At 65.5% G+C, this 25811-nt stretch carries 17 protein-coding genes; 14 read left to right on the top strand and 3 right to left on the bottom strand.

Annotation, left to right across the window (positions count from 1 at the left end):
* Positions 1-80 precede the first annotated feature (80 nt).
* The 8 genes from NZU74_00265 to NZU74_00230 all read left to right on the top strand — a co-directional run bounded on the left by NZU74_00265 (position 81) and on the right by NZU74_00230 (position 13412).
* On the top strand, positions 81-752 hold the full coding sequence (locus tag NZU74_00265) for a GntR family transcriptional regulator (GenBank protein MCS6879745.1): 672 nt from the start codon (positions 81-83) through the stop codon (positions 750-752).
* Between the two features lie 318 nt (positions 753-1070).
* Positions 1071-3533, top strand: coding sequence for a penicillin acylase family protein (locus NZU74_00260; GenBank protein ID MCS6879744.1), 2463 nt, complete (start codon positions 1071-1073; stop codon positions 3531-3533).
* 282 nt (positions 3534-3815) lie between these two features.
* Positions 3816-6284: a TIGR03663 family protein gene (locus tag NZU74_00255; protein MCS6879743.1), complete on the top strand. Its 2469-nt coding sequence runs from the start codon at positions 3816-3818 to the stop codon at positions 6282-6284.
* A 164-nt stretch (positions 6285-6448) separates the two neighbouring features.
* Positions 6449-10051, top strand: a complete 3603-nt coding sequence (locus tag NZU74_00250) for a TIGR03663 family protein (GenBank protein ID MCS6879742.1) — start codon at positions 6449-6451, stop codon at positions 10049-10051.
* Positions 10052-10156: 105 nt separating this feature from the next.
* Positions 10157-11128 carry an aminoglycoside phosphotransferase family protein gene (locus NZU74_00245; protein MCS6879741.1) on the top strand — a complete coding sequence of 324 codons (972 nt, stop codon included), beginning with the start codon at positions 10157-10159 and terminating at the stop codon, positions 11126-11128.
* Between the two features lie 270 nt (positions 11129-11398).
* Positions 11399-12136, top strand: coding sequence for a 6-phosphogluconolactonase (gene pgl / locus NZU74_00240; protein MCS6879740.1), 738 nt, complete (start codon positions 11399-11401; stop codon positions 12134-12136).
* A 135-nt stretch (positions 12137-12271) separates the two neighbouring features.
* Positions 12272-13051 (top strand): HAD-IIA family hydrolase, encoded by a 780-nt coding sequence (locus tag NZU74_00235; GenBank protein MCS6879739.1) that lies wholly within the window; start codon positions 12272-12274, stop codon positions 13049-13051.
* Between the two features lie 127 nt (positions 13052-13178).
* A complete protein-coding gene (locus NZU74_00230; protein MCS6879738.1) occupies positions 13179-13412 on the top strand; it encodes a hypothetical protein in 234 nt (77 codons plus the stop codon).
* Between the two features lie 206 nt (positions 13413-13618).
* Here NZU74_00230 and NZU74_00225 read toward each other — a convergent pair whose 3' ends face one another.
* Entirely contained in the window at positions 13619-14362 is a 744-nt protein-coding gene (locus NZU74_00225) for a YceI family protein (protein ID MCS6879737.1), read from the bottom strand.
* A gap of 354 nt (positions 14363-14716) precedes the next feature.
* Between NZU74_00225 and NZU74_00220 the strand changes: the two genes are divergently transcribed.
* Positions 14717-15553 (top strand): sortase, encoded by an 837-nt coding sequence (locus NZU74_00220; protein MCS6879736.1) that lies wholly within the window; start codon positions 14717-14719, stop codon positions 15551-15553.
* Positions 15554-15741: 188 nt separating this feature from the next.
* Here NZU74_00220 and NZU74_00215 read toward each other — a convergent pair whose 3' ends face one another.
* Both NZU74_00215 and NZU74_00210 read right to left on the bottom strand, forming a co-directional pair.
* Positions 15742-16956 (bottom strand): glycosyltransferase, encoded by a 1215-nt coding sequence (locus NZU74_00215; protein MCS6879735.1) that lies wholly within the window; start codon positions 16954-16956, stop codon positions 15742-15744.
* Positions 16957-16969: 13 nt separating this feature from the next.
* Positions 16970-18109 (bottom strand): galactosyldiacylglycerol synthase, encoded by a 1140-nt coding sequence (locus tag NZU74_00210; GenBank protein ID MCS6879734.1) that lies wholly within the window; start codon positions 18107-18109, stop codon positions 16970-16972.
* Positions 18110-18831: 722 nt separating this feature from the next.
* Between NZU74_00210 and pyrR the strand changes: the two genes are divergently transcribed.
* From pyrR to NZU74_00185, 5 genes are all read left to right on the top strand, one after another.
* Positions 18832-19383 (top strand): bifunctional pyr operon transcriptional regulator/uracil phosphoribosyltransferase PyrR, encoded by a 552-nt coding sequence (gene pyrR / locus NZU74_00205; GenBank protein ID MCS6879733.1) that lies wholly within the window; start codon positions 18832-18834, stop codon positions 19381-19383.
* Between the two features lie 508 nt (positions 19384-19891).
* The gene (locus NZU74_00200) at positions 19892-20836 is read left to right on the top strand and encodes an aspartate carbamoyltransferase catalytic subunit (protein MCS6879732.1); all 945 of its coding nucleotides are present in this window, start codon (positions 19892-19894) and stop codon (positions 20834-20836) included.
* A 205-nt stretch (positions 20837-21041) separates the two neighbouring features.
* A complete protein-coding gene (locus NZU74_00195) occupies positions 21042-22487 on the top strand; it encodes a dihydroorotase (GenBank protein MCS6879731.1) in 1446 nt (481 codons plus the stop codon).
* Between the two features lie 325 nt (positions 22488-22812).
* Entirely contained in the window at positions 22813-24654 is a 1842-nt protein-coding gene (locus NZU74_00190; GenBank protein ID MCS6879730.1) for a peptide ABC transporter substrate-binding protein, read from the top strand.
* Between the two features lie 79 nt (positions 24655-24733).
* Entirely contained in the window at positions 24734-25693 is a 960-nt protein-coding gene (locus NZU74_00185) for an ABC transporter permease (GenBank protein MCS6879729.1), read from the top strand.
* Positions 25694-25811: the final 118 nt, after the last annotated feature.

Raw genomic sequence — 25811 nt, 5'->3', positions numbered from 1 at the left:
TGTTGCTTCGCAACCCTTGACGCGCCCTCTAAGAAGGGGTACAGTGGCAGAAAGACAGAGGGCAAGCGGGGAGATGCGCGATGGAACAGCTAGACCCAGACGACATACGGCGCGGCTCGGGACTGGCGCTCCACGCCTATGCGGGCATGCTCGACCTCATCGCCGAAGGACGCCTGCAGGCCGGCGAACCGATCCTGATCGAGCGCCTCACCGAACATCTGGGCGCCAGCCAGACGGCCGTATGCGAAGCAGTGATGCGCCTGGTGCAGGAAGGGTTGGCGACCGAAGCGGCTGATGGCCGCCTGCGCATCGTCGGCCTCAGCGCGAGTTACGTCCAGAATGTTTACCTGGTTCGCGGGGCGCTTGAAGGGTTATGTACGGAACTGGCCACGCCGTATATTCGCCTGGAGGACCTGATCGAACTGCGGGCGCTACTAAACGAGACCGGTGACGCCCTGGCTCGCAGCGACGCCCGCCCCTATCTGCGATCCGATATGCAGTTGCATGCCCTGATCGTGCGCGCCACCACCAACAACATTCTGCTCGCGGCCCTGCGATCGCTCCAACCCCACGTGAACCTGATCCACCGCTACATGCAGCGCATCGAAGGCACGTATTTGCTCTCCTCTTACCAGGAGCATCTGGAGATTGTGGCCGCAATCGCCGACCGCGACGCCGTGCGCGCCCGCTATGCCATGGAACAGCATATTCGCAGGACCGGCGAGCGCATCGGCAGGTTGTTGAGCCTCTAGGCCTGGCGTTTTTTTTGGCAGGGCATATTCTTAGACGTTCCCACACGGACCGGATTATCATTAGAGACCCACGGGAAGGCTCCGCCTTCCCACAGTTCATCTGTGCGCTCCTTTACCCACGGTGCGTGTTCAGATGTACCGCAGTGCACGCAGCGGAACTCAGAGGACGAACTGGTTGAAGCCGTGTGCGCCCTTCTGCGCCTTTGCGGCAATACCATTCGGCAGTTGTGAACCCCACCCCGCAGCAGGAGTTTGACAGCCCGGCGCGTGCGGCACACAATACCAGAAGGTCCTCTCACAGCAGAAAGGTGCCACTCTATGACAGAGTTACCTCGCCTTGCCCGGATGCTCGGCCTCACCGTCGGTCTCGCTGCTGGCGCCGTGGGTATCGGCGTCGTTACAGCTTTGCGCCGTTCGCTGCCGCGCGTCACCGGGCGGCAGCCGCTGCCGGGCCTTGCCGCTCAGGTCGAGGTGCGCCGCGATCGCTGGGGCATTCCGCATCTCTATGCCGCGAGCAACGCCGATCTTTTCGCTGCGCTGGGGTATGTGCATGCCCAGGACCGACTGTGGCAGATGGAGTTGAACCGCCGCACCGGGCGGGGTCAACTGGCCGAGATCTTCGGCCCGGTGGCCCTGAGTTCTGACCAGTTCGTGCGCACCCTGGGCTTCGAGCGCATCGCCCGGCGCGAGGTCGAGTTGCTCGATAAGGAGACGCGCCTGATCCTGGAAGCCTACGTCCGTGGCGTCAACGCCTGTCTGGAAGCCAGTCGCGGGCGGCTGCCGCTGGAGTTCACCCTTCTCGGGTTCCAGCCGCGCCCCTGGGAACTGGTGGACATTCTGGTCTGGCCCAAGGTTATGGCCCTGACGCTTTCAGGGAACTGGACGGGCGAGTTGCTCAATAGCAAGATCATTGCCGCCGTGGGCTATGAACGGGCCGCGGCCATTGCGCCGCGCTATCCGGGCGCCGCGGTGGTCACCGTGCCCCCGGAAGCGGAGTTGCCGCCGCGCCTCGGCGAGGGCGCCCTGCGGCTCGCCGCCGAGGCAGCCCCCTTTACCGGCGAGAGCGGCACGCCCCAGGGCTCCAACGCCTGGGCCGTCTCTGGCGCGCGGACCACTACCGGCCGTCCCCTGCTGGCCGAGGATCCCCATCTGAGCCTGGGGCTGCCTGGTCTGTGGTACCTGGCCCATCTGGAGGGCGGCGACTTCAAGGTGGCCGGCGCGACCATTCCGGGCACCTGCGGCGTGATTATCGGGCATAACGATCGCATCGCCTGGGGCCAGACCAATACGATGACCGATAATCAGGACCTCTACATCGAACGGTTCCATCCCGAAAACCCCGACCTCTACGAGTGGCGGGGCGAGTGGCGCGAGGTGGAGAGCCTGCGCGAGGAGATCGTGGTCAAGGGCCAGAAAGAAGTCGTGCTGGTTGACGTGCGTCTGACCCGCCACGGTCCGATTATTGACGAGATCGCCGGCCCTGAAGGCTCACCGTTCCGCCGCACCGAGCCGGCCGCACCCCATCAGGCCCTGGCGCTGCGCTGGACGGCGCTCGATCCGTCGCCAGCGGTGACGCGGGCGGTGCTGCGCCTCAACCGCGCCCGTGATTGGGACGAGTTCCGCGCCGCGCTTGAAGACTGGGACGTGCCGCCGCAGAACTTCGTCTACGCCGACGTGGACGGGCACATTGGCTACGCGGTGGGCGGCCGCTTACCCGTGCGGGCAAAGGGAGACGGGCAAACGCCCGTGCCCGGCTGGGACGGCGAGCACGAATGGCAGGGCTTCATCCCCAACCTGTCCCTGCCTGCCGCGCTCGACCCGCCAGGCGGCCTGGTGGTTTCGGCGAACAACCGCATCGTCGGCGCCAACCACCCCTATCACGATGCCATCCACGGCGACTGGGCCAATCCCTACCGCGCCGAACGGATTACCGAGCTATTACAGCGCGTGGAGCGGCACGACGTGCGCAGCTTCGCCCATATTCAGGCCGACGTGCGCAGCCTGCCGGGGTTGCAACTGGCCCGTCTGGCGGCGCGCCTCGAACCTGAGGAGCGCCTGGAACGGGCCGCACGCGACCTCCTGGCAGCTTGGGACGGCGAGTTGACGGCTGACGCGCCCGCTGGCGCAGTCTACGATGCCCTGCGCCACCACCTGCTGCGGGTAGTCTATGCCGAGCTTGGCGAGTTGATCGGCGCCCAGGGGGGGCTGGGGGCCTTCGGCGCGCTGCCCTCCAACACCTATCTGGAACGCGCCCTGCCTGAGGTGCTGGCGCGCGCCGAGGGCGCCACCGACCTGGCTCGGCCGGATGCCTGGCTCGGCGGCGAGCGCAGTTGGGGCGCGGTGCTCGGCGAGGCGCTGCGGCTGGCCGTGGCCGAGCTGCGCGAAAAACTCGGCCCCGATCCGAGTAAATGGAGCTACGGCAAGGTCCATACGCTAACGCTGCGCCATCCGCTGGGAAGCGTGCCGGCATTGGCGCCGATCTTCAATCGCGGCCCCTGGCCGACCGGCGGCGATGTGGACACTGTGAACCAGCAGTATGTGCCGCGCCAGACGGCCGCCGGGCCGATCTACAACGCCCCCTCCTACCGGCAGATCTTCGATCCTGGCGACTGGGACGCGGCACGGGTGATCATCCCCGCCGGGCAGAGCGGTCATCCGATGAGCAGCCACTATGCCGATCTGGCCGGCACGTGGCGCGCGGGCGGTTACTGCCCGCTCCTGTGGAGCCGCGAAGCGGTCGAGCGCCATACGGCCGATGTACTGTTCCTGGAACCGCGGTAAGATATGTGGAGGTGTGGAGATGTAGAGGTGTGGAGATGTAGAGGTGTGGAGATGCAGAGATTTGGAGCTAAATTGTTTAGATGCATTTATGGAACTTATAAGCGATCCATCTACACCTCCACACCTCCACACCTCCACACCTCCACACCTCCACACCTCCACACCTCCACACCTCCACACCTCCGCACCTCCGCACTTCCACCCTCGCCTTGCCCGGCGCATCCCCATCGTGTACAATGCCACGGAATGTGGAACCGGCGCTGTTGGGCCTACGGGTAGTGCATGTCAACGCTTGAACTGTCGCGGCCACGGACCGCTTCCGAGCCTGCCTCCGGCACGGGCGCAACTACTTCCCGGCTCTGGTTGCTTACAGTCGAGCAGGCGGCCTACCTGACGCTGGGAGTGGCAGCCCTGCTTGCCCACCTCTGGGCGCTCGGCGACCGGGCCCTGCACCACGATGAGACGCTCCACGCAGCGTATTCGTGGTACCTGCTGATGGGCCGCGGATACATCCACGATCCCCTGCTCCACGGCCCGCTGCTCTACTATCTGGGAGCGGCGCTCTTTTTCCTCTTTGGCGATAACGACTTCGTCGCCCGTCTGGGGCCGGCCCTGGCCGGCACCGCTCTCACCCTCTCGCCCTACCTCCTGCGCCAGACGCTGGGGCGCGCTGCGGCGCTCATCGCTGCCGTCTATTTCCTGATTTCGCCGGTGGCCCTGTATGTCGGGCGCTTCTTCCGCCACGACATCTATTCAGTGTTATGTGAAGTCCTGGTTTTCGCTGCGATTGTGCGCTACGGCGCCACGCGCCGCCCCGCCTGGCTCTTCGTGGGCGCGAGCGCCTTCGCGTTGATGCTGGTGAACCATGAGACGACCTATCTCTTCTCCCTGATCATGGCCGCGCCCCTGACGGCAGCTTTCCTGTGGCGCGTGTACCGTCCGGGGATCATGCTGGCGGGCCTGCTGGGGGCAGGGGTTGCCGCGCTGATCTTTGTGCTGCCCGGCCACGCCCAGGTGGATGGCGCGCACCACGCCATGCGCGATCCACAGACAGGCGAGTTGATCGTCGAGCGGCCGGGGTGGTTTGGCTGGCCGCCCCTGGAGACCGAGGATAATAGCTATGCCCTGCGCGTGCGTAATCGCCCTGATAATGACGGCGGGCGCAGTCTCTTTGCCAATCTGGGCCTGTACCTGCGCGACCTGTGGCAGTTCTTCCGCCATCCGGCGGTGCTGCTGGCGATCGGGTTGACCCTCGGCGTCCTGGCGACGCTGAGCTACCTGATCTGGCGGCGCCCTGGAGCAGACGGGCGCACCCCCTGGCAGGTCGCTCGCGAGCGCGGCGATCCGGCGGCGGAGGTCTTTGCCAGCCTTGGCGCCGGTCGGCGCTGGCTGGTGGCCCTGCTGATCGTGCTGGGTATCTACACGGTGTTCTTCACTGCCTTCTTCACCAACATTATCGGCGTGATCAGCGGCGTAACCGGGTCGCTGCTCTACTGGCTCGCGCAACACAACGTCGAGCGTGGCGGACAGCCCGGGCACTATTACTTCTTTCTGCTTGGCGTCTACGAGCCGCTGCTGCTGATCTTCGGCGGCGCGGCCCTCGTGCTGGCGGCTCTGGACGCCCTGCGTGCCGCGCGCCGTTCGGGGCAAGGGCCGGACGCTGCGGAGGACGGGCCGGCATGTCCCGGTCAGCAGGCTGGCCCTGGCGTCTACCTGCTGGCCTGGTGGACGCTGGCCGCCCTGGGCATCTACACCTGGGCCGGCGAGAAGATGCCCTGGCTGACCATCCACATCAGCGTGCCGCTGACCTTGCTGGCGGCCTGGGGCGCGCAACGCCTGATCTGGAACCGCTGGCGCGCCAGAGAGGAGGCCGAACTGGCCGCCGAGGACGCGGCCCTGGCCCGCGCCTCTGTTCGCGCCGCCTGGACAATCTACGCAACCCTCTTCGCGATTATTGTCGGGCTGAGCTTTGTGCTGCTGACGGCCATTGTGGCCTTTGGTGAACAGTCAGCGCTGGCGCCCTGGGTGGTGCCGGCAGCGGCGCTGGGGCTGATTGCGCTGCTGACCACCGGCGCCGCCCTGCGCTGGGGGCCGGGACACGCCGTGACCCTGCTCGCCGCCTGTCTTGGGATCGCCGTGGGCCTCTACACCTTCCGCTCAGCAGTGCGCCTGGCCTACGTCAATGGTGATGTCCCGGTTGAGGCTATGGTCTACACGCAGACCTCGCCGGATATGATGCGCATCGTGCGCCGCCTGGAAGAGGCCTCCATCCGCCGGGGCCGGGGGCTGGCCCTGCCGATTATCTATGACAACGAGACCATCTGGAGCTGGTACCTGCGCGATTTCAGCGCCGCCGAGCGCATCGGCGGGCAATTGCTGGAGCCGCCCGACGCGCGGATTATGGCCGTGCTACTGCTCCAGGAGAACTATGATCGCTACCCGGAGAACCGGCGCTATCTGGAGGGCTTCGTGATCCAGCGTTACCCCCTGCGCTGGTGGTTTCCCGAGGATCACGTCTACCGGTTGGGCCCGGGCTGGCGCCAGGCGCCCCTGGAGCAGGTGTCGCTTCTCGGCCAGGCCCTGCGCGCGCCCTTCGACCGCGGGGTGGGCGAACGCTGGTGGCGCTTTCTGATGTTTCGCGATCTTGGCGAGCGCCTGGGTTCGACTGATGTGATCATCGCCGTGCGCCCCGAACTGGCCGACCAGATCAGCCCCGGCTTCGGCGGCCAGTTGAGTGGCAGGCGGCTCTGAACGCTGGCGCAACCCCGAGGGTTGCGCGCAGGCTCCGGGAGGAGAGGTATAGGGAAACCTGGTTTCCCGCCTCCCTGCCCGGCAGAAAAAAATGTGCCTTATGCCTTTGGAGTGTGAAGCGCCGTGATGTTCTCGTTAGAATGTATGTATTAGACACGCGCAGCATGGCACTTGAAACGCTTAACCAGCCAACTGAACCCCGGCTGCTTAGCCGCCCGATCAGCCTGGCCTGGCTCACCTGGGAAACAGCGGCGTTCGCGCTGATCGTCCTCGCCAGCATTATCACTCATCTCTGGGGCCTGGGCGATATGGCGCTGCATCACGACGAGAGCATCCACGCCTGGTCGAGCTGGCGCCTCTATGCCGGTGCAGGCGGTTTCAACTGCTGGGGCGGGGTGGTCGCGCCAACGTACTGTTATGACCCGGTCTATCACGGGCCATCGTTATACTATTTCACCGCCCTGGTCTACTTTCTTTTTGGCGATGGCGACGCTCAGGCGCGTTTGCCAATGGCCATAGCCGGCATTCTGATGGTCGCCTCGGCCTGGTGGCTGCGACCCTACCTGGGGCGCCGCGGGGTGCTGGCGGCGGCGGCGCTGCTGGCCTTCTCGCCCTCGCTGCTCTACTATACCCGCTTCGCGCGCCACGACGGCCTGATGGTGCTCTGGGAGGTATGGATGTTCGTCGGCGCGCTGCGCTGGCTCGACAGCGGGCGTCCTGGCTGGCTGTACCTGACCGCGGCGGCAGTGGCCCTGGCCATCGCCACCCACGAGCTGTACTACATTCTGCTGTTCATCTTCGGCGTCTTCGTGCTGATGCGCCTGCTCGCCGAGAGTCGTTTCGCCCGCCACCTTAACTGGTTCCTGATCGCCGTCATCGGCATCGCTGTGCTGCTGATGCTGGTCAATCCGCGCATCCCGGTGGGCCAGGGGCTGTACTTCGGCGAAAAAGCCTTTCTGGTGGCCTCGGCCTTCCTGCTAGCCTGGCTCTGCCAGCAGTTGTGGGACCCCGCCCCGATCCTCGCGCCGCGCCTGCGGGCGCTGTGGAGCGAGCAGCGCCCGACGCTGTGGATCGCTCTGGCTATTCTGGGCGGCATCTACCTGGTGCTTTACTCTTCGTTTTTCGCCCATATGCGCGGGGCCTTTGACGGCCTCTACGCCGGGCTGGCCTACTGGCTGGGGAGCCAGCAGGAGTATGCTCGCGGCGATCAGCCCTGGTACTATTACCTGATGCTGCTGCCGCTCTACGAGCCGCTGGCGGTTCTGGCCGCCATCGGAGTCGTGGCGGCGCTCGTGGCCGCCGTGGCGCGGCGCTTCCTGGCCCGTCAGCGCGCCGCTTCTTGCTCCACCGGCAACGCTGCGCCACCGGAGAGCACCGAAGATCAGCCACGGGAGGAATCCTCACCATCCAGGGCATCCCTGGCCGGCATAACGCGACGCTTCCCGCCTCGCCAGCGCCCCTTTGCGGCCGCAACTGGCGGCGACGCGCCGGAGACAGACGAGGAGACCCGGGCGCCGGAGGCCTCCTACCCGACCGGCGTTCCGGTGATGCCCGGCGCGTTGCAGCCCTGGGGCCTCTATCCCTTGCTCACCGTGTTCTGGTTCTGGACGGCGCTGATCATTTTTTCCTGGGCCGGCGAGAAGATGCCCTGGCTGGTGGTGCATATGGCCCTGCCGGGCGCCCTGCTGGCCGCCTGGGTGATCGCCCGCCTGCTCGATGTGGTAGAGCGCGAGGGGCGCGCGGCAGGCCCGGCGCCCGCGGCAGACGCCAGCGACCCGCCAGCGGGCAACGCCAATCCGTACCCGCTCCTCGCCCTCGTGCCCCTGGTCACCGTCCTTGCCGCCGTCGCCATCGGCGTGGCCTTCTGGCGCATCGGGGCCAGCGCTCAGGGCCAGGAGTGGCAGCGCAATCTCTTGCAGGGCCTGGTGCCGCTGTTTATCGCCGGGGGCCTGGTATACGCCCTGTTGACCCTGGCGAACCTCCTCGGCGCGCGGCTGGTGCTGGCCTTGATGGCGCTGACCCTTGCCCTCGGCATCGGCGCGTACACCGTTCGGGCCACCTGGATGGTGGTCTATCACCATCCCGATACGCCGATTGAGCCGCTGATCTATACTCAGACCGCCCCGGAGGTGCCGCGCTACGTCGCCGATATTCGCGAAATGGCGATTAACCTGACCCGCAGCAATCGCACTCCGCAGGACGAGACCGGCGGCCTGAGCATGCCGGTGTTCATTGACAGCGGCGACGAAAATGGCGAGGGGTCCCTGGCCTGGCCACTGCAATGGTACTTCCGCGATTTCAAGCACCTGGTCTGGACCAAACGCGACCGCTTTCAGACTGATCCCGGCCCAGAAACGTTCATCGTGTCCATGCCCGACGGTTCCACTGCTCTGGCGCCCGTGGTGCTGCTCTACCGCCCCCACGTGACTGAAGCGGTGCGCGAGGCGCTGCGCGGGTCGTATGTGCAACCCTATGGCCCGGCGGGAGTGTTTAACTGGTGGTTTCCCGAAGGCGACAAGTGCTCCCCCAACAGTCCCGGGTACAAACGCTTCTACTACAGCACGTGGACGCCGGTGGAGCAATTGTTAAAGCCCCCCGGGTCCGGCGGCTCGGGCGGGTGCGGGCGCGATATTTCGGCGGAGGTGCACGGCCCGTATGCTCCGCTTCTGTGGCCGTTCCGCGTTGAGAACTGGAACTGGCTGGGCCGCTACGTCTTGTACCGCGAGTTGCCCTATCCCCTCGTGCCTGGCGCACGGGAGATGGAGGTCTGGGTGCGCAGCGACCTGGTGGCCGGCGGCGGGGGGGCGCCGCCAGCGGCGCCGGCGTCGCCCGATCTGCGGCTGGTGGCCCGACAGGTGCTAACCTTGCCCGCCGGGGGTGGCCAGCCGACAGGCGTGGCCATTGACGCGCAGGGCAATCTCTACATCGCCGACACCGGCGGCCATCGCATTCACGTCTACGGCCCCGACGGGCGCTTGATCCGCAGCCTTGGCGGGCAGGGCGCGGCCCTGGGCGAGCTGTACGAGCCCCGTGGTCTGGCCGTTGACGCCGAGGGGAACCTGTATGTCGCCGATACCTGGAACGCCCGCATTGTGAAGTACAATCCCCAGGGCCGGGCGGTCGCCGCCTGGGGCAGCGGCGAACAGGATCTGGGCGATGGCCGGCTAGCGACGATTACTGGAGGCGACCCGGAGCGAAATGCCGCCGCCCCCCTGGGGTTGTTCGGGCCGCGCGGCGTGGCGGTGGACGCCCGGGGCAACGTCTACATCGCTGATACTGGCAACCGCCGCATCATCGTGACCGATAGCGACGGGACGTTCCTCTACCAGTTCGGCGCCGCCGGGGCCGAGCCAGGTCAGTTCAACGAGCCGACCAGCCTGGCTGTGGACGCGCAGGGCAATCTCTACGTGGCCGACACCTGGAACAGCCGCGTCCAGGTGTTCGCGCCCGATGGCGCCGGACGGGTCGGCCCCATCCCCATCGTCACCTGGCAGGTGGCCGGCTGGCGCCCGAACACCTACGATGATCCCGCGCTTACCGCCAGCCCCGATGGCACGGTCTTTGTCAGCGTGCCCAGCCGGAGCCAGGTCATCTCCTTCAACCTGCGCGGCGATCCGCTGCTGCGCTGGAGTGGGCAGAGTAACGATCTCGTCGCCCTGACCAGCCCGAGCGGCCTGGCAGTGGACGCCGGGGGGGCGGTGTGGGTGACCGACCGCGCCACCAATCGGGTGCTGCGCTTCGTTTTGCCCGACGTGGCGCCTCAGTGAGGGGGGACGGAGGAACGAGGGTTTTCGCAGGGATCAGCAGGCAGGAGCGTTGGGAGACCCGGTTTCTCCACCTCTCTTCAACCGACCAGTTTCATACCAGAACCAATGGATTACACCCACCTCAACCACGCCATCCCACCGGTCAGCGAAGGCATGAGCGATGCCTGGCGCCGCCTGCTGGCTCACCTGGGCGAGCATACCGCGCTGATCGTGCGCGCGCTGAACCTGCGCCCCACCGCTGTGACCCTCTACGGGCAAACCGAGCAGCACATCCTGGTGCGCATCTCAACGCTCAACGAGCATCTGATCCTGCGCATCGCCCCCGAGGACGACCTGGCGGCGCACGTCTTCTTTCTGCGCATGATGAGCGCCCAGAACCTGCCCGCGGCGCGGCTCATTCAGCGCGACCTGTCGTGCACCCTGGCGCCCTTTGCCTACACCCTGGAAACATTCGCGCCCGGCGTACCCGCGACGGCGCTGGATGAACCACACCTGCTGCGCGGCGCGGGGCGCCAGGCCGGGCGCGTGCTGCGACGCATGCACCACGTCAACACCCCCGGGGCGGGGCGTCCGCGCATTACGGGGCGCTGGCCGCAGATGCACTGGCGCATGGTGCTGCGGCGCATTGGCGAGCATCTGGCCCCGCCCCCCGCTGACGCGCTGCTGTTCAGCGAGGCGGAACGGGCGGCCATTGGCTTGCTGCTCGATGATGAGCGCCTGGAGTTGCCCCGGCCGGTGCTGATGCACGGCGCCTTTAGCCCGGCGGTGGTGCGCTGCACGGCCGGTAACGGGGTGCATCTGGAGGCGATTGAGGCGCCAGGACGCTGGGTGGGTGGCGATGGGTTGTGGGATCTGGCCTGCGGCCTGTGCCCGGTGTACCCTGAGCCCTGGCGCGAGGGCTTGCTGGAGGGCTACAACGTTGCCGGGCCGCTCTCGCCGGCCGAGGAAGAGCGGTTGCCCCTGTTGCGTCTGCTGGCCAGCTTCTGGCTCGCCTCCTACCACTACATGCGCGCTCAGCCCTACGAGGCGGCCCGTGACGACGCCCTGCGGCTCATCGAGACCCTGGTGGCCGCGTAAGCGTGAGGCGGTGGTCCCACCCTCCCCCAACCCCCTCCCTTGCCCACAGGTGGAGAGGAAGGGGGCGCCGAGTTAGCGAGGCGGAGGAGGGTAAGGACCAGCCGCCCTTCTACCGTTAGAGGAGCGTGGGGCGCCCCCAATATAGCGTTTCTCGAAAAGGTTGATCCGCAACGAAGGCGGCACGAGCGCCGCGAGCCACACGGCTCAGTGTCCTCATCTTCAGTGGATCAAGCATTCCGGTCAGTGCTCTAATCAAGAAAGTTCCAGACCATGCCAGCACAACCCGAGGTTGAGATCTACGCCAGCCCGGAGGAACTCCAGGCGGCGGCAGCGGAGCGGGCGGCGACCGTGGCCGAGACGGCGGGGCGCGCGCGGGGGCGCGTGTTGCTCGCCGTATCCGGCGGGTCGCTGGCGCCGGGGGTGTTCGGATTGCTGGCGTCGGAACCGCTGCGCAGCCGGGTTCCCTGGGAACGGATCAGCCTGATCTGGTGCGATGAGCGCCTCGTGCCCTTCAACAGTCCCGACAGCAACTACCGCCTGGCCCGCGAGACCCTGCTGGCCCATGTGCCCATCCCTTCGACGCAGGTGTACCCTGTGGCGACCTACTACGACGCCGCTCGCGCCGCCGAAGTGTACCATCAGCAGGTAGCGGCCCTGCTCGCGCTGCACGAAGGGCGCATTGACCTCGCGCTGCTGGGCATGGGTTCCGACGGGCATACGGCGTCGCTCTTTCCGGGCTTTCCGCAGCTTGACGCGCCGCTCGATGTGTGGGCCTTGCCGGTCGAAGGGGCGCCAAAACCGCCTCCCACCCGCGTGACCCTCAGCCCCGCCGCGTTGAACCGCGCCGCCCTGGCGCTCTTCCTCGTTGCGGGCGCCGACAAGGCTCCGATGGTCCGCGCGGCCCTGCGGGGACCGTATGATCCCCACGCCATCCCCGCGCAGATTGTGCGCCCGCCCGGCGGCGCCGTGGTGTGGATGCTCGATCAGGCGGCGGCAGGGGCGTTATAGCGTTGCTCGAAACGATTCGGTCCGCAACCATGGGGGCGTGAGCGCAACGAGCCGCACGGCTCAGGGCGCTACGGGGATCAAGCGTTCCCGTCAGCGCTCTGGAATATCGAGATACCGGTTTTCGTCGGTTAACCAATGCGCATTCCACGGTACGACGGCTATATCTTCGACCTGGACGGCACGCTCTATCTGAGCGACATGCCCCTGCCCGGAGCAGTGGAAGTGCTGGCGACGCTGCGGGCCGAAGGTCGGCGGGTGGCTTTCCTCTCGAACAACCCGACGAAGACCCGCGAGCAGTACGTCGCCAAATTGCGCGGGATGGGCATTCAGGCCAAATTGGACGAGGTGGTCAACTCCTCTCACGTACTGGTGCAATGGCTGCTGGAGCACGCGCCGGGGGCCACGCTCTTCGTCTGCGGCGAGGCCCCCTTGATCGGCGAGTTGACCGCGGCAGGCTTCCGGCTGAGCGAACGGGCCGGCGAGATTGACATTGTTGTCGCCTCGTTCGACCGCACCTTCACCTACCACAAGCTACAGGTAGCCTTCGACGCCATTCGCGCCGGGGCGCGCCTGGTGGCCACCAATCCCGACCGCTTCTGCCCGGTGCCCGGCGGCGGCGAACCCGACGCGGCGGCGATCATCGCCGCGATCGAGGCCTGCACCGGTACCCGCTGCGAGGTGAATGTCGGCAAGCCGTCGCCGATCATGGCCCGCACTGTCGGGGCAATGCTCCAGCTTCCCCCCGAACGTTGCCTGATGGTCGGCGACCGGCTGACGACCGACATCGCCATGGGCGTGAACGCGGGCATGGCCACCGCACTGGTGCTCACCGGCGACAGCACACGCGCCGATCTGCCCGGCGCGCCGGTCCAGCCCACGTATGTGATGGAGAGCCTGCTTGAATTGCTGGGATGAACGGCGGCTTCCCCGTATCCCATTGCGGCTTGAAGACTCTGGATTTCAATCAGGACAAAAAGCCCTTGACTCCGATGACCTCTCGGCTTTACACTAAGCAAAACTTGCCATATGCCGAGGTGATGCTATGACCACCGCGCGTTCGCTAAAACAACAGCCTTACGGACACATCCCCCGCTTTATCGCCGGTGACATGGCATCGGAGGCGGGATGGCCCGTTGCCCTTCGGGCGCTCCTGCTGCTGAGCGAAGCGGGCGCCGCTACTGACCCGTTGCTGGCCCGTCTGACCGATGATGAGCTCGCGCTGCTGCGCGCGTCCCTCGTGCGCCTCAGCGGCATCGAGCCGACCAGCGCCGCCTGAGGAGCGCACCTGGCCCTGCAGCGTACCACGGGACTGGCGGAGAGGGCGCAAAAGGGGGTTAAATCTGCACGCCCCTGCCAGATAAATTGGAAAATTTCTTAGAGAGGTTGACGCAACGGCGCGAAGGCGCAACGGGTTCTAGTGATGCCACACTCTGGCAGTATGGCATCCCGGCGGTCACGAATTGAAGCATTCCGTTCAGCGCTCTACTCCACCGGGCGGGCTACGAAACTGAAGCTGATCTTCACATCGTCCTCGGCCCGCAGCACCCCCGCAATGTCCGGCGGCTGAAAGCCGAAATCGGTCATCTTGATCTGCGTCTCGGCCATACCGCGGATGGTCTCGCCATCAAGCGCGCCGGTTACGGTGAACGTTGTCGGCCTGGTCACCTCGCGCACGGTCAGATCGCCGGTGATAGTCAGTGTTACCTCTTCGCCTGAGGTGTACGTCTCGGGCAAACCCTCAATCGCCGTAGGCGTGAAGGTCGCCAGCGGATAGCGCGCCGACTCAAGCCAGCGGTCGCGAATGGCATTGTCACGGCGCGGGCTGTCTGAGGTAAAGGCGCTTATGTCAATAGTAATCGTCCCCACGCTGCTGTTGCGCGGGTTCGCCGGGTCGAAGCGCACCTCGCCGTTGACCTGTTGCGTGCGGCCCACGGCCACCGCGTAGCGGTTGTTCTGGTTGAGGAACGTCTCGCCGACCTCGTAGGTCACCTGCGAGTCCTCGGGAATGATGCGAAACACGACCGCAGCGGCACTGCCCGGAGCGGCGGTCGCCACGTTCGTAGACTCGGGTGCGGCCATCGCAGCAGTAGGAGCGGGAGCGGCAGTCGGCGCCTCGGTGGGCGCGGGGGCGCTCGTCGGCGCCTCGGTGGGCGTCTGAGCGGCGGGGGCAGCACAGGCGGTCAGCACCCCGGCCAGGAGGAACACAGCAAGCAGTTGCCGTAGCATCAAACAGACTCCTGATACAGTCGGAGCAACTCCTGATACATGTGGGTGGAGCAACCCGGAGGGTTGCTCCACAGCCCTTGCTCAGGGTATGCCGTCCGGGCTGGAGTGTCAAATAAGTATTCGGTGAGAGAGGCAGCCTGCGGAACAACTCTGGGTGTCTCCCCGTCACGGTCTGATGGTATACTCAGAAAAGTGGAGAGCATCTGACATTTTGCTAGCGTTCACATCTACCGGACACGTTCGCGCCATAGCGGGGCGCAAAGGGACCCAAAAAGCTCAGTCTCTGCGTACTCCGCGGTCAATCTGAAAACACACGGCATTTCGCGCATGTCCTCACCCTCCAGAACTGGCGATGTGATTGTAACCGTCAACCAGACGACCCGCCGGCGCCGCGTATACTGGACGCTGGGCAATCTGCTGGCGATTGCGGGGCTGTACCTGTTGCTGTACGTCGGCGGCGTGTATTCCGAAATCGCCTACCACCGCATGGCCGCCCGCGGCGATAGCGATATTGCCGCGCCACGGGTGCTGATGGGCGGCGTTGCCGATCGGACAGACGCGAGCTTCGCCAGCGCTCCCGTCACTCCGCCATCCGCCGCCCCGGCGGCACTGCCCGCCTTCGAGGCCCCCGTGCTCGTCGATCAGAATAAGGGGGCGCCGTCGTCCGCTCCTGCGGAAGTTCATCCGGCCCTGGTCGAACGCATTGTCATTCCCAGCATCAAGGTGGACTCCAAAGTGATCGAGGTGGGGTGGGAGGTTGTGGAGCAGGACGGCCAGCGAGTGGCAGTATGGCAGGTCGCCGAATACGCGGTTGGACAACATCGCGGTTCAGCTAACCCCGGCGAAGGCGGCAACATCGTGCTGGCCGGGCACGTCGGCGGGTACGGCAAGGTGTTCCGCGATCTCTACTATGTGCGCCCCGGCGAGCCGGTGGTGCTCTACAGTGAGGGACGGCAATTTCTCTACGTGGTGAAGGAACGCCTGGTAGTGAACGAAGAGGGCGCTCCGCCCGAGCAACGGGCCGAGAATGCGCGCCTGATCGCCCCCACAGACTACGAGGTGGTTACCCTGGTGACCTGCTGGCCACTGACCGGTCCTAACAAGTTCGCCCAGCGGGTGATCATCCGCGCCTTCCCCTACGCCGCTGCGCCACCGCCCGTCGGCGACGTGGCCCACCAGACGCCGCGGTGATATTTACCAGCGCCACATACCTCGCCGGGCGTGTTCGGCAAGGCGCTCACGTGGGGGTGATGTTTCCCTCGCTGGTGCGAGTTTGTGCCGCCTGGTGTTAAATACCGTGCACCTGCATCCTCCCCAGGTCGTACCAGAACGCCACAACCCGGCAATCCATAATCCGCAATCTAAAATCCGCAATGGCATCACCGCGTCCGGCGCCCGCGCTGCCGCCGCCCCCAGGCGCGCAACGGAAGGAGGCGCGGGCGGCGTGGCTCGCCAGCGGCCCGTTCTTGCACCAGGGCGAGTTGTTCCATGAGGATCTGCGCAATTTGCCTGGCGCCATCACGCGGTACAGCGCCCTCCAGGCGGCGCACCGTGTCGGCGTAGCGTTGCGGCTCCTCCAGTTCGCGCACCGCGCTCAGGACGCGCTCATTGGTCGGGCAGAACAGACCCAGTTCGTAGTTGAGCACGAAGTCAATGTTGCCCCGCTCCTGCATCCCCACCGCTTCGGTGACGATCACCGGCTTGCGCATTACCAGGGCCTCCATCAATGTCCCCGGGCCGGCCTTGGTCACTACCAGGTCGCTCGCCGCCATTAACGCTTCCATGTTGTCTACGAAGCCGTAGATACGGCTGTGCGGCGAATTGCGGCGGCGCAGCAGTTCTTCGTACATGGCCCGATTCTTGCCCGTTACCACCAGCAGTTGCTTTTCGGGGAAGGCGCGCTCCAGTTCCACCACCAGTTCCCCCAGGCGCCCGGCGCCGACCCCGCCAGCGGTCAGCAGGACAGTAAACCGCTCATCAAGCCCCAACTGCCGGCGAGTTTCGGAGCAGGGCGTAGTGTAATCGGCGAATTTCGGGTGGACGGGGAACCCTGTGCGGCGCAGCTTCGAGGGACGCATCCCTCGCCGGTACATGATCCGGTAGGCTTCGTCGGTGGGCACCAGCGCCAGATCAACGCCGGGATAAGTCCACGAGGCGTGCAGGCTCACCAGATCGGTCACCACGGTGACTACCCGGAAGGGCAGCCGGCGCGTCTGCCGCGCCGCCACGACCAGCCGGTGCACCAGCGGGTGGGTTGAGACCACCAGCCGGGGCCGGCGCTCCAGCAACAGACGCACCAGGTTGCGGCGCGCCGTGAGAAAGACCAGGCGCGAGAGAACATCTACCGTGCGGGTGGTGTTGGTGAGTTGAAAGGTCAGATCGTAGAGACGCAGCCAGCGCGTTGAGAGGCGTTCGTAATGTTCGGGCGCGCCGCGCACACCGGGAAAGTCGGTGAGACGCAGAATATCGTCAATTGACCAGGAGAGCGCATGGCCGCTGACTTCGTTCAGACCGGCGCTGATAGCCACCGCCGCGCTGCGATGCCCACCCCCGGTATCCGAGATTGCAAAGAGCACGTCCACCGACTCGCTCATAGGCTCTCCTCGCTCAACGGTAGCCACGTGCGTTGAAATCGCTGATCACCTTTTCGGCAATGACCGCCGCGGCGCGGGGCCGGGCAACGCAGGCGGCATTTGCGCGCATCTCGGCCAGCAGTTGAGGCCGGCTCAGCAAGCGTTCCACCGTCGCCGGCACCGACTCGGCCATCCGCAACTGAACGCCGGCGCATGAACGGACGACATAGTCGGCGTTCCACTCTTCGTGGCCGGGGATGGGATCAATCACCACCAGCGGGACGCCGCGCGCCAGCACCTCGCTCACGATCAGTCCGCCTGCCTTGGTGATCACCAGATCGCTGGCGACGACCAGATCATCAACAAAATGGACATAGCCGTACAGCCGGAGGTTCAAACGCGGCGTGGAGCGCTCGTCGGCGAGGTATTCCACCAGGGTCGGGTTGCGCCCCGCCACCACGATCAGCGTCGCCTCGACCTCGCTGCGCTTGAGCCCCTGCACGATCACCCGCACATGCTCCTCGTTCACCCCGCCGCCGAAGAGGGTGATGATCGGCCCTTCCACCGGCAGGCCGTACCGGGCGCGGATCTCGACCTGGTCCTTCGGTTCGGCGATCTGCGGATCAACCGGAATGCCGCTTACACAGATCTGCCTGGCGCTCACCCCGCGGGCGATCAACTGGTCGCGGGTCTGCGTGTCGCCGACAAAGTAGCCGTCAATCTCGGTATAGGTCCAGAAGGTGTGGGCGGCGTAATCGGTGATGACGCAGTAGATGGGCTGCGTGAGTTGCGCGCTGCGCCGGTAGCGCACCAGCAGTTCCATCGGCAAAAAGTGCGTGCAGATAATGATCTGGGGCAGAAAGGCTCGCAACAGGTCCTTCAGGCCGGTGGTGCCAATGCTCTCGACGAGCCGGCGCAGATTATTGGTAAACTCGGCCAGATTGGGATCAACGTTGCTCTGGGTGTAAAAATAGCCCCAGACGAGGGGGGCACGATCAGTCAGTTCCAGATACGAGCGAGCATATGCGACGCGAAAGAGGCGTGGGGTATGGTCAAGCACGTCTTCCACCCGCACCTCGCCAGGTTGGCGACGGGTAAAAGCCGCGGCCAGCGCCTCGGCGGCTCGCTTGTGCCCGGTGCCGACGGAGGCGTGCAGCAATAACACTCGAGGCATGCGCGTTTTCCCGGAGATGACGAACGGTCAAAGTCGCAACCACCCCCATCGTACCATGTTTTCCATCGGCGGGCGTTCGGATGGACAGGCGCAGGGCCAGGGCAATGTCGAAACATCTGGTCAGGTACGGCCATGTTGCGAGGGTCGCGCTCCCCCAGAACTTCCCGCGCAGGTCCTGGCTCCCCTCAGCAGGGGCTTGAGCAATGCCTGCCCGCCAGGAGCGGCGTAGCCGCCCCGGAGATCACTACACCGGGGTTTGGAGCTTGCTCCGTGGATATTGCGCCAGTTCTGAGCCTCAGCCCGCCTTGCTTGACGCGGCCCCGCCACGGTGTTACAATGCCAGCGCCTTTAATGCAGCCCGGTGAGGCTGTGAAGGAGCAGTTGAATGTCCGGCACTTCGCGCCTGTTGGCGTCGCCTCGACCCACGCTTCCCCGCTTTCCGGGGCGTGGGTTCTTTTTTTGCCGCTCTCAGCCGCTGGATGGGAGGGGCTGGGAGGGAAACGTTCTTTTCTGGGAAAACCCCGGTACACCGCGCAGCGCGGCCTGATGCGCAGCTCAGAGCATTTCCCAGAAGGGTTGACGCAAAGGCGCGAAGGCGCAACGAGTTTGTAGTCGTGATGGCGGACCTTTGCGCCATTGCGTCCCGGCAGTCACGAGTGATCAAGCCTCGGTTCAGGGTATGCGCGAAATCTGTAGGATCCTCGCCGCCCGGAGGGCGATGTATGAGCGAACGCAAGCAGATAATGACCGCCGACGACATCCGCCGCGCCCTGGTGCGGATCGCTCACGAGATTGACGAGCGCAACGGCGGTCTCAACGATGTTGTGCTCGTGGGCATTCGGCGCCGCGGGGCGCCCCTGGCCGAGCGCATCGCTGCGGCGATCGCCGATTTTGAGGGCATGCGCGTGCCGGTAGGGCAGCTCGATATTACTCTCTACCGCGATGATCTCAAGCTGCGCGGCCCGGCGCCCCTGGTGCGCAAAACCGATATTCAAACCGATATTACCGGCAAGGTGGTGGTGCTGGTGGACGATGTGCTCTACACCGGACGCACCGTGCGCGCCGCCCTCGACGCGTTGACCGATCTGGGACGGCCGGATCGCATTCAACTGGCAGTGCTGGTGGACCGGGGGCACCGCGAGCTGCCCATTCGCGCCGATTACGTGGGCAAGAACGTGCCCACCGCCCGCGCCGAACGGGTCGAGGTCCATCTGCGGGAGGCCGGCGATGAGGCCGATGAAGTGGTGATCGTGCGCCCTCCAGCAGAGGGGTAGTATGTCGGGCAGTGCGTGGCCGGGGAAGGGGAAACCCGCCCGCCTGTCACGGGCGTGGGAAGGGCCTGTTGCTCCAACGCCCGGCCTGGAGAATAAGCGTTTCCCCACGGGCAGGGGAGAGGAGAAACCTTCTCAGGTGCAGGGTTTTCTGGCGCATGCTCGCGTCGCATGCGTCATCCGGGGCATTGGAACGACCAACCCCCCCTCTCCCGCAAGCGGGAGAGGGGGGCGGGGGATGAGGACCGTAAGCGCATTGGAATGCCGAAAACCGCTTCTCGCTCAAAACCTTCCACCTGAGAATAAGGAGAAACCAGGCTTCCCTGCACCTCTCCAACTGGCAGCGGGTCCAACTGGCAGCGGGGCCGCCCACGCCCGTCCTTCTAGCAGGAGTAGGGGGAAACCAGGTTTCCCCGCGCCTCGCCAACCGGCGGCAGGGCCATCCAGGCCCTTCCACAGGCAGCGGCGGGGAGAAAGCGGGACTCCCCATCAAAGAAATGGTGTGAACGGTATGCCAACATCCTCCACGGAGCGCGCTCGCCGTCGCCACGTGATCGATCTAGACGATTTCTCGTCCGCCGAGATCGAGGAGATTCTCACTACTGCCGAGAGTATGAAAGAGGTGCTGTCTCGCGAGATCAAGCAGGTGCCGGCCCTTCGCGGGCGCACCATCGTGAACATGTTCTATGAGGACAGCACCCGCACGCGCATCTCGTTTGAACTGGCCGCCCGCGCCCTCTCGGCCAATATCGTCAACTTCAGCGCCCGCGGCAGCAGCGTCGAGAAGGGCGAGTCGCTGGTGGATACCGTGCGCACCCTCCAGGCCCTTGGCGCCGACATTGTGGTGATGCGTCACAGCCAGTCTGGCGCGCCATACCTGGTCGCGCAGCACTTCCGCGGCTCGGTGATCAACGCTGGCGATGGGCGCCATGCCCACCCCACCCAGGCCCTGCTCGACCTCTATACCATGCGCGAACATCTGGGGCAGATCGGCGGCCTCCACGTGCTCATTGTCGGCGATGTGCTCCACAGTCGCGTGGCCCGCTCCAATCTGTGGGGCCTTACGCGCATGGGCGCCCGCGTCACCCTCTGCGGCCCCGCGACGCTGCTCGGCCCGCCCGCGTACTGGACGGCGACATGGCCAGAGGTGACGATCTCCTATCAACTCGACGCGGTGCTGGACAGCGCCGATGTCGTAATGCTCCTGCGGTTGCAGAAAGAGCGGCAACAGGCCGGTCTGCTGCCATCGTTGCGGGAGTACACCCGCCTCTACGGGTTGACTCCCGAGCGGCTGGCGCGACTGGGCAAACGGGTGTTGATCATGCATCCCGGCCCGATGAACGAGGGCGTCGAGATCTCGCCCGAGGCCGCCACTGCTCCTAATGCGGTGATTGAAGAACAGGCAACCAACGGCGTCGCCGTGCGCATGGCCCTGTTGTACCGCCTGGCAGGTTGATATGAGTACGGGGAAACTGCCGGGAGGAACCGCCGTAGCCTGCAACCCGGAGGGCGGCGCGCGCCGGGGAACCCGGCTTCCCGCTGAATCATCGCGCCATTCCGGGCAATCGGTTCAGACTCCGGCGGGACACCACCCGCGCCCATATCCACCGCATCAACCAGCAATCCAAAATCTAAAATCCAAAATCCAACATCGAGGTCACATGCGCTACCTGATCAAAAACGGCTCGATCATTGACCCGGCGCAGCGGGTTGCCACGGTAGGCGACGTGCTGGTCACCGACGGCAAGGTGGAGCGCCTCTTCGAAATCGCCGACCGGGCCGAAGAACAGCATGTGCTGGGCGATGATGTGGAGATCATCGATGCCCGCGGCGCGGTGGTGGCCCCGGGCTTTACCGATCTCCACACCTACCTGCGCCAGCCGGGCGAAGAGCACAAAGAGACCATCGCCAGCGGCACCCTGGCCGCGGCCCACGGCGGTTTCACCACCGTCTGCGCGATGCCCACGGAGCATCCCACCCACGACACAGCGGCGACGGTGCGGCTGGTGCAGGAGCTTGCCCGCCGGGAGGGCCACGTGCACGTGGACGTGATAGGCGCGCTGACCGTGGGCCGCGAGGGGCGCGTGCTCGCCGATCTGGCTGAACTGGCCGAAGCGGGTTGCATCGCCTTCAGCGACGGAGATCGGGCGCTGAGCGACGCTGCCTTGATGCGGCACGCCCTCACCTACGCCGCCGCCCTGGGGTTGCCGGTGATGAGCCTGTGCCAGGAGGCGCGGTTGAGCGCTGGCTGGGCCATGCACGAGGGCGCGGTAAGCACGCGCCTGGGTCTGCCGGGGTGTCCCGCCGCCGCCGAAGAGGCGCAGATCGCCCGTGACATCGCCCTGGCCGAACTGACCGGCGCTCACCTGCACATCTGTCAGGTGAGCACTGCTGGTGGCGTGGCCCTCATCCGCGCCGCCAGGGCCCGGGGCGTGCGTGTCACCGCCGAGGTCTCGCCGCACCACCTGACGCTCACCGATCGCTGGGTGCTGGGCAACCTTGCCATCCATGATCCGGCGCCTGTAGCGTCTTCGGCGCAACGCCGCCAGTCCAACCCCCACCCGGAACTGGGACTGCCCTCCTGGCTCGATCCTACTCGTCTGCCGCCCTATGACCCGAGCACCCGCGTGTGCCCGCCGCTGCGAACCGAGGAGGACATCGAGGCCCTGGCCGAGGGGCTGCGTGATGGCACGATTGACGCCATTGCCACCGGCCACAGCCCCCAATCGCGCGTCGAGAAAGAGTGCGAGTACGGCCTGGCCGCGCCTGGCATCAGCGGTCTGGAGACGGCCCTGGCCCTCGTGCTCTCGCTGGTACATCGCGGCGAAATGGATCTGGTGGACGTGGTCGCCAGATTGACCGAGGGACCGGCTCAGGTGCTTGGCCGCTCCCCGGCCACCCTGCGCCCCGGCGCCCGCGCCGACATCGTGATCTTCGATCCTGATGCCGCCTGGACCGTGGACGCGACACGCTTCGTCTCGCGGGGGCAGAACACCCCCCTGCACGGCCAGCGCCTCAAGGGCCAGGTCATGTTGACCATGGCCGGCGGCAACATCGTCTTTCGCCGCGACGGCTTTGGCGCGCCCGACGCCAAGCCCGCACATTGAGCGCGGAGCGCGGCACGGCTGCGCCACACTGGAACGATATTGGACTGGAAGAAAACTGATCGGTCCAATAACGCTTTACAATTTTCCATGCTTTGCGATGGCATCCTCCCTCTACGATGCGATAAAACTCTCAAGATCCCGTTGAACTTGACAAGCCGAGAAGAAGTGTGTTACCTTAACGGGCAGCATTATAGCGTTGCGTGTGAAGGCTTTCCATTGAGCAAGCACGGGGAAACCGGCTTTTCCCGCATTCACGCTTGTAGCGTGCAACCTGACCGCATATGGTTCCGAGACAGGGTTCGTTCCTCTAGATCAGGAGATCAGCGTGAACCAGCAACGGATCTGGTCCTGGATGGCCGCTCTGCTCACCGGAGCGATGGTTCTGGCAGCATGTGGCGGCGCTCCCCCCGCACAGGCGCCCACCCCGCCGCCGGCGACCCCCACCACCGCTGCCGCGGCAACGGCGGCGCCCGCTACCGCCGCCACGGCGGCGCCCGCGCCCACTGAGGCGCCCGCCGCCCGTCCCGGTCGCGGTGAAGGCGATACACTGCGCATTCTCTACTGGCAGGCGCCCACGATTCTCAACACCCACCTGGCCGTCGGCACAAAAGACGTTGAAGCCTCGCGGCTGGTGCTTGAGCCACTGGCGGCCATCGATCCTGAGGGCAACTTCGTGCCGCTGCTCGCCGAGGAGATTCCTACTGTCGAGAATGGCGGCGTGGCCCAGGATTTCACCTCGATCACCTGGAAGTTGCGCAAGGACGTGCAGTGGTCCGATGGCGCCCCTTTTACCGCTGCCGATGTGGTGTTCACCTACAACTACTGCGCCGACCCCAAAACCGCCTGTACGAGCGTTGCAGCCTTCCGCGGCATCAAGTCGGTCGAGGCGCTGGACGATTATACGGTGAAGATTACATGGCAGGCTGCCAACAGCTATCCCTACCAGGTGTTTACCAGCGCCCGCGGGGCCATTCTCCAGAAGGCCCAGTTCGAGAAGTGCGTCGGCGAGGCCGCCTCCACTGCCGCCGACTGTCAGGCGGCCAATCTAGCCCCCATCGGCACCGGCCCTTACAAGGTAGTCGAGTTCAAACCCGGTGACGTGGTGATCTACGAGATCAACGAACTGTACCGCGACCCTGAGCGGCCCTTCTTCAAGCGTGTGGAGCTGAAGGGCGGCGGCGATGCGCCCTCGGCGGCCCGCGCCGTGCTCCAGGCTGGCGAGGTGGACTGGGCATGGAACCTCCAGGTAGAGGCCGCCGTGCTCCAGCAACTGGCCAACCAGGGCGGCCAGGGCATTCTGGTCACCTATAACACGGCCAATGTCGAGCGCCTGTTGATTAACTTCACCAACCCCGATCCGGCCCTGGGCGAGGAGCGCGGCCAGCTCAGCCAGCCGCACCCCTTCCTGACCGACCTCAACGTGCGCAGGGCCCTGGCCCTGGCGATTGACCGCAAGGCCATCGCCGAGCAACTCTACGGCCCGGCGGGCTATCCAACCTGCACCCTCCTGTGGTACCCGCCCTTCGCCGAAAGCGTCGCCGATATCTTCAAGGGTTGCGATCAGGATATCGCCGAGGCCAACCGCCTCCTCGACGAGGCTGGATGGACACGCGGCCCCGATGGCGTTCGGGTCAAGGATGGCAGGCGTCTCAGCCTGCTCTTCCAGACCAACGTCAACACTCTGCGTCAGAAGACTCAGGAGTTGATCAAGGCCAACTGGGCCGAGATCGGCGTGGAGACCGAACTGAAAAGCGTGGATGGCAGCGTTTTCTTCGGCAGCGATCCGGGCAACCCCGACAACATCGGCCACTTCTTCGCCGATATCCAGATGTATACCACTGGCGCTACCGAACCCGACCCGACATCGCACCTCTGCGGGTGGATTTCCAGCGCCGCCTCGCAGAAAGAGAACGAGTGGCGCGGCACCAATAATATGCGCTGGCAAAACGCCGAGTATGACGCCCTCTGCGACCAGCTTCGCAAAGAGCTTGACCCCGCCAGGCGCGTGGAGATCGCTCGCCAGATGGACGCCCTGATCGTCAGCGATGTGGCCATGATCCCCCTGGTGGCCCGCCCGCGCGTCGCCGGCGCCAGCAAGGATCTCAAGGGCTACAACCCCTCCGGATGGGACGCGGAGCTGTGGGATGTGGCGAACTGGTACAAGTGACAGGAGAGCAGCGCGGCTCTTCGCTTGACAGCCATGCCAGGCAAGGGTCTGGGAGGGCTAAGCCCTCCCAGGAACATCTATGGGTCGCTACATTCTCCGCCGGCTCGTTTTTGCCATCCCCACCTTGCTGGGCATCAGCGTGGTGATCTTCGCCGTTCTCGCCCTTGCTCCCGGCGACCCTCTGGCGCAGTTCGCCGCCGATCCCTCAGTGCCGCCCGAGGTGCGCGACCAGATCCGCGAGAACCTGGGGCTTAACGACCCCTGGTACATTCGCTACTTCAAATGGCTGGCCGCCCTGGTCCGGGGCGACTGGGGCTACTCTTTCACCAGCCGTGTTCCCGTACTGAACCTCATCGTCGAGCGCCTGCCGCGGACCTTGCAGGTGGTCGGGGTGGCCTATCTGGTCTCGATCCTCATCGCCATCCCGATCGGCATCATCTCGGCCGTGCGCCCTTATTCGCTCTTCGACAACCTGGCCACGACCTTCGCCTTCATCGGCTTCTCCGTGCCGACCTTCTTTACCGGCCCACTGTTGATCGTGATTTTCTCCGTGCGTCTGAACTGGCTGCCCTTTATCTACGACACGACCCTGCGGGTCACCGACTGGGAAACCTTCACCCGTCAGGTGCGCCAGATGATTATGCCGGTGACGGTGCTGGCCCTGTTCCAGACCGGCTCACTCACGCGCTTCGTGCGCGCCGCGATGATGGAGAACCTGCCCTCCGATTACGCCCGCACCGCCCGGGCCAAGGGGCTTGGCGAGCGCATGGTGATACTGCGGCACGTGTTTCGCAACAGCATGATCCCCGTGGTGACCCTGCTGGCCCTGGGCGTGCCGACCATCTTCACCGGAGCGATTGTGACCGAACAGATCTTTCGTATCAATGGCATCGGTGAGTTGCTGATCAAGTCAATCCAGACCTCCGATACGCCGGTGGTGATGGCGATTACGTTTATTTTTGCAGTGCTGGTGGTGATGTTTAATCTGATTGCGGATGTACTGTACGGGATTCTCGACCCGCGCATTCGGTACGATTGACCTGGGAAAACCGGGTTTCCCACGCCCCTGCCTGATAGCAGGGCGCAAGCAACGCCGCCGCTGGTTGGAAAAGCGCGGGGAAAACCGGTTTCCAATGCCTCGCAAAGAGCGCCGATCC

The organism is Chloroflexaceae bacterium, assembly GCA_025057155.1.
Lineage (GTDB): Bacteria > Chloroflexota > Chloroflexia > Chloroflexales > Chloroflexaceae > JACAEO01.
The sequence above is the reverse complement of the archived record's forward strand: the minus strand, read 5'-3'. Positions and strand labels throughout refer to the sequence as shown.